Source organism: Arthrobacter sp. SO3, from assembly GCF_020532825.1.
In the GTDB taxonomy this organism is placed as follows: domain Bacteria; phylum Actinomycetota; class Actinomycetes; order Actinomycetales; family Micrococcaceae; genus Arthrobacter.
This window is the reverse complement of the sequence record NZ_MQTS01000121.1, coordinates 8,905-19,281: the sequence shown is the minus strand read 5'-3', so window position 1 is coordinate 19,281 and position 10,377 is coordinate 8,905. Positions and strand designations below refer to the sequence as shown.

The window sequence follows — 10,377 nt, the reverse complement described above, 5'->3', positions numbered from 1 at the left end:
CTCCGAGGCAGCCCCCCCCTCCGACTGGCCAGGCTCAGCGAACTCATCGTCTGCTCCGGATCAGTGGCCAGGTCATGCCATTCCCCCCGCACTCCTGCATGAACAGTTATCAGAGCGGAAATTCCGGACCGGCCGCAACCCCAGGTCGTTCTAAAGAACAATCAGCAAATCATGTTGTACGCGGCCCTAGCCACCATGAAGTAGTGAACGCGAAAACCCGACGGAAGGACGAACGAGGATGAACTCGAAGAAGAGACCCCGCAGGGCGGTACCCGGTCCGCCGTAGCCGGCCACTCCCCCACACAACCAAATAGGTCTATCCGGGACCCCACACACCCGGAACATCAGGTCAGAGGCGAGAGTGTGCACAATGTGCACACCCTGATTCTTCTGCCTTTTGTTGCCGGTCAGAAGCCTGCCCGGACCCTGATGACCGGCAAGACGGTGAGGCCTCGTCTAGCTCCGACCGGGCCCGTCTGCTTACCAGGAGAGCAGCGCCGGGCCATCTACCATTTTCTGCGTCCCCTCGCGCCAACCACCGGATCAGCCCTCCCGATCGGACGCACCCCCTTGGGGTGCCGTTGCCGATGCCGATGCCGATGCCGATGACCACTCGTACCGCTCTTCGGCCACCAGCATCATTCCCTAGGCGCCCTTGGCCCGCAACGACGGAACCACCAAAGGGTTTCCGGATGCTGAGGCTACTGCGTCAGGTCGTTGCCTCTGGTTTCCGGCAACTTCCACGCCACCACGGTGGAGATGATCAACAGAGCCACCACGTAGATCGTGAAGGCCGAGGGCCCGAAGGCAGAACTGGACCAGCTCTGCAGGTACGGTGCGGTACCACCAAAGATAGCCACGGCTACCGCGTAGGGGACGGCCACGCCCACAGTGCGGATCCGGGTGGGGAACATTTCGGCGAACACAGCCGGGGTTACGGCGAGGGTGGCGCCCATCAGCACCAGGATGAGGGTTGCCGGGAGGAACAGGGACCAGAAGCCCTGGCCCACAGTGTTGACCAGCAGCGGGAACAGCAGGACGGGCGTGCCGGTGCCGATCATCATGCTGGCGCGGCGGCCGTAGCGGTCTGAGAACCTGCCCCAGAACGGCAGGGAGATGATGAGGACCACGTTGCTCAGGACGCTCGCCAGCAGTGCCGTTCCCTGATCCATCTTGTGAATCAGGACAGCCTGCTGGACTGCACTCACGGACCACACGTAGTAGCAGACGGTGGCACCGACACCCAGGCCGATGACCCGGAGGGCCGAGCGCCAGTTCCGGCGGATTTCGGGCCAGATGGGCGCGCGGACAGTGGCTTTGGCAGCCGTGAATGCTTCGGTTTCCTTCATCCGGGACCGCGCGATCAAGGTGTAGAGCCCCAGCACCGCGCCAATGATAAAGGGAACACGCCAGCCCCATGCCTGCATGTCCTGCTTGCTCAGCACCAGGTTTAGGAGATAACCGAAAAGCAGCCCGATCACAATGCCGGTGGTCCCCGATACATAAATCAGGGAGGACCACAGCCCGCGGCGCGCGGCGGGCGCCGCCTCCGCGATATAGGTCTGGGCGGACGGCATTTCGCCGCCGTGCGCCAGGCCCTGCAGCAGGCGGGCCGTCAGGAGCACCACAGCCGCCCAAGTTCCGGCGGCACCGTATGTGGGAACCAGGCCGATCATCAGCGAACCGACAGATGCCAGGCCCACCGTGGAGATCATGGAGGCGCGCCGTCCCAGGTGGTCCGCCAGCCAGCCGAACACAAGACCGCCCACCGGCCGGGCGATGAATCCAACGGCGAACACCGCCATTGCTCCGAGGAGCGCGGCCAGAGGGTCCTTGGGGTTGAACACCTCGGTGGCGAAGTAGATGGCGAAGGCTGAGTAGATCCCCCAGTCGTACCATTCCAGGGCGTTGCCCATGCCGGTGGCAATGAGGGTCTGCCGTTGGTCCTTCGTGGCCTTGGAGGGCGCAGCGGCGGGATTCTGGAGTGCCGAATTCTCGGCCACCAGATCGCGGGCGCGGGTAGCTGAATCGTGGGTCATGGGGTTTCCTTGGGTGGGAGCCGGGAGCGTCGGATTAGGCGACGGCGAGCTGGGCAAGCTGAGCTACGGCGAGCTGGGTGTATAGGGCGGTTCCGTCCACCAGCACGCTGTCATCGAACGTGGCACGGGGGGAATGGTTGAAGGCTGCGTCAGGGCCGCCGGCGAGCGGGGTGGCGTCCAGGAAGACGAAACTGCCCGGTATCCGGGCCAGGACTTCGGCAAAGTCTTCAGAACCGCCCAGCGGGGCGGGCAAGCTATGGTGGCGTTCGGCGCCGAAGAGCTCATGGATTTGCTCGGCGGCAAAGGCGGTGTGGTCCTCGTCAGTGACAGTGACGCGTCCGCCCACGTGGTAGTTGATGTCCACGTCCAGTCCGTGGGCCGAGGCGATCCCTTTCAGAAGGCGCGGGATGGCTGACTGCATTTTGGCGCGGGCTGCGTCCGAGTACATCCGCAGGCTGGCACCGAACTCGGCTGTGTCCGGAATGACGTTGATGGCCTCGCCGGCTTTGACCATGCCCACCGAAACTACAACGGGATCGTGGGCGTTGAACTGTCGCGTGACCATGTGTTGGAGGCCCAGAATCATTTCCGCCATCACAGGGACGGGATCCTTCGCCTGGTGCGGTGCCGAGCCGTGGCCGCCCCGGCCGACGACCTTGACGAAGAGTGCGTCCGCGGCGGACATTATCACTCCCGCCTTGGTCTCGAACCGGCCGGTGTTGCCGCCGGCGCTGAAGACGTGCAGCCCGTAGGCGGCGTCGGCCTGGCGCCCGGACAACTCCAGGATGCCTTCCTCGATCATCATCGGGGCGCCGGCCAGCTGCTCCTCAGCCGGCTGGAACATCAGGACGACGTCACCGGCCAGCTGGTGCCGCCGGTCGGCCAGGAGCCGGGCGGCGCCTACCAGCATGGACGTGTGAAGATCGTGGCCACAGGCGTGCATCCGGTTCGGCGTCGAGGATGCAAAGTCGACGCCGGTCTCCTCCTGCAGCGGCAACGCGTCCATGTCGGCGCGGAGCAGGACAGTGGGACGGTCGGCGGCGGAGAGGTCACCGGCGGTGCCCCGCAGGACAGCGCCCACTGAGCTGAGGCCTTCGCCGAGCGTGATTTCCAGCGGCAGATCGGACAGTGCCTGCAGCACCGTCTCCTGGGTACGGGGAAGGTCCAGACCCAGCTCCGGGTGGCGGTGCAGGTCGTGACGCAACTGGACGATGTCGCCGTGGAGTTCGCGGGCATCTTCAAGAATTTGGGCGACGGACACAGTGTGTTCCCTTCTGATGAATGGGTTAGCCACAAAAAGTGGTTTTGCTTCCTTCGAGTATGTGATGTCGGCTACCTGCCGTCCATGACCTATTTTGCAGGAATTGCATGCTATAACGGTATGAACCGCTTGAGCAGGGCGAACCTCAGTCCAGCGTGAAGTCCGGCGACCCAGGCACGGAGGCCAAGAGTTTCCGCGTGTAGTCGTGCTGCGGGTCACGGTATACGGCGTCAATGGTGCCCTGTTCCACGATACGGCCCTGGAACATGACCACCACGTCGTCACAGACCTCCTGCACAACTGCCAGGTTGTGCGAGATGAACAGCATGGCGCTGTCCACGGTGCCGCGCATTCCCTGCAGCAGCCCAATGATGTCCGCCTGGACGGACACGTCCAGAGCAGACGTGATCTCGTCCGCGATGACCAGCTTTGGCTCCAACATCAGCGCCCTTGCGATGGCGACCCGCTGCCGTTGGCCGCCGGAGAACTCGTGGGGGTACTTATCCGCGGCGGAGGGATCCAGCTTGACGCGCTCCAGCGCGGCGGCGATGGCATCCCCGTGCTTGACGGGGTCGGCTCCCCGCGGGTCCAGGGCCTCGGCCAGTGTCTGGCCCGTGGTGCGCCGCGGGCTTAGCGAGGAGTACGGGTCCTGCGGAATGTACTGGACTTCCCGGCGCATCTGCTGGCGGGCTTTGCCGCGCACCATGGTGAAGTCCTTGTTGCCGATGAGCACTTCGCCACTGGTGGGCCGGTTGATCCCCACCAGGGTCTTGCCCAGCGTGGACTTCCCGGACCCGGACTCGCCCACCAGCCCAACCACCCGGCCCGCCGGAACGGCCAGTGTGACGTCCTTCAGGACATGGGCGGAGCCAAAGCTGACGTTCAGTTGCCTTACCGCGGCGGCGTATGTGGCTGTGGCGGCCGCGGCCTCCGCGACGGCAAGGGTGGTGTGTGGATTCATGGTGTCTCAGCTCCTGCGACGACTGGCGTGCGGCCGAGATCCAGGACGGGGATCGCGGCCAGCAGTGCCTTGGTATAGGGGTGGTGGACATTCCGTGCGGCTAACTGGCCGGACGTCAGCCGTTCCACGATTTCGCCGGACTTCATCACCAGGACGGTGTCGCAGAGCGCCTCCACCACACCCAGGTCATGCGAGATAAAAAGCATCGCTGTTCCCTGCTCGCGGTGTATGCGCCGGAACTGGCGCAGGACTTCGGCCTGCACGGTGACGTCCAGCGCCGTCGTCGGCTCATCCGCCACGATCAGCGTGGGCGACGTGACAATGGACGCGGCAATCATGGCCCGTTGACGCATGCCGCCGGAGAGCTCATGGGGGTGCTGGCGGAGCCGTTTGGCCGGCTCGGTGATGTTGACGGCAGCGAGCGCCTCAGTGATGAGGTTTCGCGCTTTGGCGCCGCCCAGGCCCAAATGGGTGCGCAGGACCTCGGTCAGCTGGGACCCCATGCGCAAGGACGGGTTGAACGTGGTGCCGGGGTCCTGGTAGACGATACTGATTTCCTTGGCCAACCGTGACTGGTTGGGTTCGGCCAGCATATTCATGTCGCCCACCCGCACTCCGTCAGCCTCGACCGCGAGGTCCTCCGAAGGCAGACCGGCAATGGCCATGGCGGTGAGTGATTTCCCGGAACCGGACTCCCCCACCAGCGCCACCACTTCGCCCGGGTTGATGGCGAAGGAAATACCCTTTACCAGTTCCTGGCGCCCCGGGATGCTGATCCGCAGGTTCTCCACACGCACCAGCGCCGCATCCCCTACCGGGACGGCCACTGTACGGTTACGCTGCAGGGCCCGCCGGAAAAACCGTCGTTTGGCCCTGGGGTCGGCGTGGGCGGCCAGCGCGTCGCCGATCAGCATGACTGACAGGCCAGTGATCGCGATCATGATTGAGGGGCCCACGGCCTCCACCGGCTGGGTGTAGAGGGCCCCCAGGCTGTCGTTGAGGAGCCTGCCGAAGTCATATTCAGGGGATTGCACGCCGAGCCCGATGAAGGACAGCGCGGAAATTTCCACCAGGGACAGGGCAAACACGGTCGCAGAGAGTATCAGCAACGGCTCGGCCATGTTCGGCAGCATGTGCCGGAGGGCGATACGCACGGGGCTGACGCCCAGAAGGCGTGCCGTGACCACGTACTCGCTGCTGGAGATGGAGGACGCCAGGTTCGCCGTGATCCGAGCGAAGCCCGGAATCCCGGCGATCCCGATCGCGATGACCGCCGAGGAAACCCCAGGTTCCAGCACAGCGGCGATCACCAGGGCGAAGATTAGGCTCGGGTACGCCACTGCAGTTTCCAGAACCCGCAGGGCGGCCTCGCGGACGCGCCGGCCGGACAGCCAGATGGCCAGGCCGATCACGACGCCGGCCAGCACCGTGATCGCGGCCGCCCCGCCGGTCATCAGCAGCGTCAGCCGGGTGGCCACCAGTGCGCGGGCCAGCAGGTCGCGGCCGAAGTCATCGGTACCCAGCCAATGCGCGGCGCTGGGTTCCTGCGCCGCGTTTGGGGTCAGCTGCTCGGCTGCCTGTTTAAGGGTCAGCGGGGCGAGGACGGCGATGAGGATCAGGGCGATCAACAGCACGGCGCCGGTCGCCATGGCGGGAGTCCAGAACTCCCGGCTCCTAAACCTAGACGTCATGTGTGGTTCCTCCGAGGTTGCGGGGGTCGATGATGGCCAGAATCAGGTCCACCAGGATGATGATGAGCGTGGCCAGCAGCCCGAGGACCAGGATGATGCCCCGGATCACGGGGTAGTCGCGCTGCAGGATCGCATTGACGATTCCCTGCCCCAGCCCGGGCCATGCGAATACGGTTTCGATCACCACGGCACCGCCAAGTTGGGCAGCCAGGATGAGACCTGAGAGGGTCAACGTGGTGGTCACCAGGTTCGGCAGGACATAGCGGGCGTTGGTCCGCAGAACGCTGAGCCGCCACCCGCGGGCCGTGCGGATGTAGTCCTTCTCCAGGACCGCGGCTGTTTCGCGACGCACGATCCGCGAGATCACGCACGCAGGCCCCAGCATCAGGGCCGCGGTGGGTAGAACCATCGAGTTAAGTGTTGCCGCGCCGGCTGCCGGGAACCATCGAAGGGTCACGGCAAACACCACCACCAGCAGGGTGGCCACCACGTACTGGGGAACCGAGTAGACCAGGCTGGTGACGAAGTTGAATCCGGTATCCAACCATCTGCTCCGGCCGCCCCGGGTCAGGATGGCCATCGTCATTCCCAATGGCACGGCAACGGCCAGCACCAGCACGATGGCAAGGAGCGCGATCTCCGCGGTAAACGGGAACCGCGTGAAGATGAGGGCGGATACGGCTTCGCCGCTGATGAACGAGGCGCCCATGTCCAGGCGCAGGACGCCTGAAGCGTAGTTCAGGAACTGGGTGAGCAGCGGCAGATCGAGGCCCAGCTCCGCCCGGACGGTGGCGATCTGCGCGGGGCTGGCGCCCTCACCGGCTGCGATTGCGGCCGGATCCCCGGGGATCAGCGGGACAATCAGGAATGTCACGATCACCAGGACAACGAAGGAGAGCAGCAGGCCGCCGAGGCGGCGCAACGAGAATCCCACCCAGGGGTGACGGAGATAGCGGCTTCCCGCACTCTCGACGCCGACGCCGGAAGTGCGGGAAGCTTCAGCAATGCTGGGAGCAGTCATAGCGTGTTGGCCGGACTACTTCGTGATCCGCATGGTGCTCTCGTCCGGCTGGCCATTCATGGTGTGCATGGCAAAGCCGGAGCGGATGGTCACCTGGGAGGGGAGGCTGGCCAGCGGGATCACGTGGGCCTCGTTGATCATGAGCTTCTGAGCTTCCTGGTAGGTTGCGCAACGCTCGGTGTCATCCGCCTGGGTCATGGCCTTGGACACAAGGTCAAGGACGGGCTTGTTTTCCAGTCCGCCCCAGTTGAGGCCGCCCTTTTCGACCGGGGTTCCGATGACGGTGGAGAGCGCCCCGTACATGGTGCCGCCGGCGTTGATGCCGCCCATCACGGTGACGTCCCAGGTGTCCAGTTTCTGGGTCAGGTCCGTGCTCCAGGTGGCGAGGTCCACGTTGCGCAGTTCAATGTCGGCACCGGCTGAACGGAGTGCCTCGGCGACGTAGGTGTTGGCGGCGCCGTTGGGGCCGAAGACTTGTGCGCCCACCATGCGGATTTTGACGCCGGCCAGGGTGGCCTTGGCTGCGGCGGGGTCTGTCTTGATGAGCAGTCCGTTGTCCTTGTTGGAGCACGGGACTCCCGGGTGGGCGAACGATGAGTAGAGTTCGCCGAGGCCTCCGGAGGCGGCCTGGTTGAAGGCGGTGGCGTCCAGGGCATGGGCGACGGCCTTACGCAGCGCCGGGTCGGTGAAGGGGTGGCCGGGTCGCTCGTTGAACATCATGTAAAGGCTGCCCTGCGGAATCACCTGAGCGCTGAAGTCCTTGTTGCCGTCGAAACGGGTGGCGTCCTTGCCGCGGATGGTGGCGATGTCCTTGGTACCGGTGAGAAGCTCGTTGGAGACAGCACTGGCGTTAGCGTTGACGCTGGCCTCGATGGTCCTGGCCGGGGTGCCCGGGATCTCGGTCTGGTATTCGGGCCAGGCCTTGAAGTCGTCGCGAAGGGTAAACGTGTAGCCCACGCCGTGCTGCTTCTTGGTCAGGGTATACGGGCCGGAGAACGCGCCGGGCACGTCCCCGGCGGTCAGCGCCTTGGGGTCTTTGAGGCCGGCCGGGCAGACGATGCCGGTGGCGTGCAGCGACAGGCCCTGGAGGAGGTCGGTCCACGGCTGGGCAAGTTTCACGGTGACCGTGCCGGCGGCATCATCGGCCGTGACGGTTGCGGGACCCCCGCCCAGGACGAGCGGACGGAAGCTGGACTTGCTGTCCGGGGAGGCAAACACCTTGAGCGATTCCGCCACCACGCCTGCAGTGATGGGCGTGCCGTCGGCGCAGGTGCCACCGCTGCGGATGGTGAACGTGCCTTGCGTGGGGGTGATGTCCCATTTGGTGGCAAGGTCCGGCACGATCTTGTTGTTCTCGTCGCGGCGGACCAGAGTGGAGAACAGAAGGCGGTTGACGCCGTAGTCGTCGGCGTTGCGGACCTCTACCGGAGCAAAGCTGGTGGGGTCGGCGTTGATCACGGTCCGGATAGTGTCGGTGGAAGCCTGCCCGGCGGCCCCGGAGCCTGTGGCGGCAGTGCCGGTGGTGCAGCCGGTGGCGGCGATGGCGATGGCCACGGCAGCGGCGGCCAAGGGAGCGAGCCGGCGGCCGCGCCTGGCCGCATTGCCTGCGGTGGGCGGGAAAGTCTGAGTCACGAGGGGTCCTTTGATTGGTCCGATGCGAGTGCAGGAGCCACGGCGTGACGCGGCCGCGTACACCTGCAGATCGAGTATGTGACCCGCATCTCAGAACGTCTAAGACTCATTATTTAGACATGCCATGCCGTCCGGGCATGGAGCGCGGAGTTTCGCGGCTTCAGCGGGACGGGGCGGCGGTGCGGACAGGGCCAGCGCCTCCCCCAGTGCACATATGACTCGTTTGTTGCGGAATGCCGGCGGGAAACCAGCACACTCAGCCTTACCCTGTTCCGGTGACCCCCACCCTCTTTGTCAACGCGAAGTTCCATACCCTCGACCCGGACCGTCCGCGCGCCGACGCCCTGCTGGTAAAGGAGGGCCTCATCCTGGCGACTGGCCCGGCAGCCGAAATCCGCGCCCACGCACCCGCCGGAACCACCACCGTGGACCTGGGCAGCGCCGTCGTGATTCCGGGTATGACCGACGCGCACATCCACACTGCCACTCTGGCAAGGTCCATGCACGAGGTGGACCTGCGGGGCGCGGGCAGCTTGGCCGAAGCCCTTGCCTGCATCGGAGCAGTCCTGCCGCGGTACCGGGCAGGCGAGTGGATCTTGGGCGGCTGGTGGGATTTCAACAAATGGCAGGTTCCGGCGCAGCCGGACAGGACCAGCCTGGATGCGGTCTGCCCGCGCAATCCTGTGGCCCTTACCAGCGCGGACGGCCACACGGTCTGGGCCAACTCCCAGGCGTTGCAACTGATGGGTATCAGCCGGGACACACCGCACCCGGCGGGAGGGGAAATAGTCCGCGGCGCTGCCGGGGCGGCCACCGGGATCCTGCGGGAAAGCGCTGTTTACCCGGTCCGGAAACTGGCAGCTTCGGGGGTCTCGGGGAACCTGCCGGAGCAGTTGCGGGAGGCGCAGCGGTACCTGCTGTCCCTGGGCATCACCGGCGTCCACGATATTGACGGAGCTGATGCGTTGGCCGGCTACCGGACCCTGCGTGAGGAGGAAGGGCTGGCCCTGCGCGTCCACAAACTGCTGGCCCAGGACGATCTTGACGCCTCCATCGAGGCCGGCATCAGGACCGGCCAGGGTGACAGTTGGATCCGGCACGGCGCAGTGAAGATTTTTGCCGACGGCGCGGCGGGCTCGCACACCTGCCACATGAGTCAGCCATTTCCGGGCGGCACCGGCCACGGTGTGGAGGTGACTGCCTACCCTGAGTTGCTGGCGCTGGCCGGCCGCGCGGCGGAGGCGGGCATCGCCGTCGCGGTCCATGCCATCGGCGACCGCGCCAACACCCTGGTGCTGGATGCCCTGGCTGCGATCCGGGATACCACCGCATTGCACGGCCTGCGGCACCGGATCGAGCACGTGCAGTTCCTGCAGCACACCGATGTGCCGCGGCTTGCCGAACTGGGCGTGGTGGCCTCCATGCAGCCGCAGCACTGCCCCGGCGACCTGCCCATTCTGGGCATGGTGGAGGGCCGGGGTCTCGCGTCGTATGCCTGGCGCAGCCTGCTGGACGCCGGAGCAACGGTGGCCTTCGGCTCGGACTCCCCCGTGGAGGTCCCCAACCCGTTCCACGGGCTGCACGCCGCCGTCACACGGACATCCGCCGCCGGAAAGCCCGACGGCGGTTGGGAACCGCAGGAGCGGATCTCACTGCCCGAGGCACTGTACGCCTACTGTGTAGCCCCGGCGTTTACCTCCGGCGAGGAGGCGACCAAGGGGACGCTGGCCCCTGGCATGCTCGCTGACTTCGCAGTGCTGGACACCGACCCT

General features: G+C 65.8%; 7 protein-coding genes. 1 reads left to right on the top strand and 6 read right to left on the bottom strand.

The features are described from left to right. Positions 1–701: 701 nt before the first annotated feature. The 6 genes from BJQ90_RS12315 to BJQ90_RS12290 all read right to left on the bottom strand — a co-directional run bounded on the left by BJQ90_RS12315 (position 702) and on the right by BJQ90_RS12290 (position 8,605). Complete coding sequence (locus BJQ90_RS12315) at positions 702–2,039, bottom strand: MFS transporter (RefSeq protein ID WP_226760543.1); 1,338 nt, start codon at positions 2,037–2,039, stop codon at positions 702–704. A 34-nt stretch (positions 2,040–2,073) separates the two neighbouring features. Beyond that, entirely contained in the window at positions 2,074–3,300 is a 1,227-nt protein-coding gene (locus BJQ90_RS12310) for a M20 metallopeptidase family protein (RefSeq protein ID WP_226760542.1), read from the bottom strand. A gap of 145 nt (positions 3,301–3,445) precedes the next feature. Continuing rightward, positions 3,446–4,261: an ABC transporter ATP-binding protein gene (locus BJQ90_RS12305; protein ID WP_226760541.1), complete on the bottom strand. Its 816-nt coding sequence runs from the start codon at positions 4,259–4,261 to the stop codon at positions 3,446–3,448. Continuing rightward, positions 4,258–5,952, bottom strand: a complete 1,695-nt coding sequence (locus tag BJQ90_RS12300) for a dipeptide/oligopeptide/nickel ABC transporter permease/ATP-binding protein (protein ID WP_226760540.1) — start codon at positions 5,950–5,952, stop codon at positions 4,258–4,260. Before BJQ90_RS12300 ends, BJQ90_RS12305 begins: the two co-directional genes overlap by 4 nt. Further along, a complete protein-coding gene (locus tag BJQ90_RS12295; protein WP_226760539.1) occupies positions 5,942–6,973 on the bottom strand; it encodes an ABC transporter permease in 1,032 nt (343 codons plus the stop codon). Before BJQ90_RS12295 ends, BJQ90_RS12300 begins: the two co-directional genes overlap by 11 nt. A 15-nt stretch (positions 6,974–6,988) precedes the next feature. Then, a complete protein-coding gene (locus BJQ90_RS12290; protein WP_226760538.1) occupies positions 6,989–8,605 on the bottom strand; it encodes an ABC transporter substrate-binding protein in 1,617 nt (538 codons plus the stop codon). 275 nt (positions 8,606–8,880) lie between these two features. Here BJQ90_RS12290 and BJQ90_RS12285 point away from each other — a divergent pair. After that, on the top strand, positions 8,881–10,377 hold a 1,497-nt coding region (locus BJQ90_RS12285; RefSeq protein WP_226760537.1), incomplete at its 3' end, for an amidohydrolase.

Bases quoted from the DNA above. Each gene is read 5' to 3' on its own strand.
- BJQ90_RS12315 (WP_226760543.1), bottom strand. From the start codon at position 2,039: ATGACCCACGATTCAGCTACCCGCGCCCGCGATCTGGTGGCCGAGAAT.
- BJQ90_RS12305 (WP_226760541.1), bottom strand. From the start codon at position 4,261: ATGAATCCACACACCACCCTTGCCGTCGCGGAGGCCGCGGCCGCCACA.
- BJQ90_RS12300 (WP_226760540.1), bottom strand. From the start codon at position 5,952: ATGACGTCTAGGTTTAGGAGCCGGGAGTTCTGGACTCCCGCCATGGCG.
- BJQ90_RS12295 (WP_226760539.1), bottom strand. From the start codon at position 6,973: ATGACTGCTCCCAGCATTGCTGAAGCTTCCCGCACTTCCGGCGTCGGC.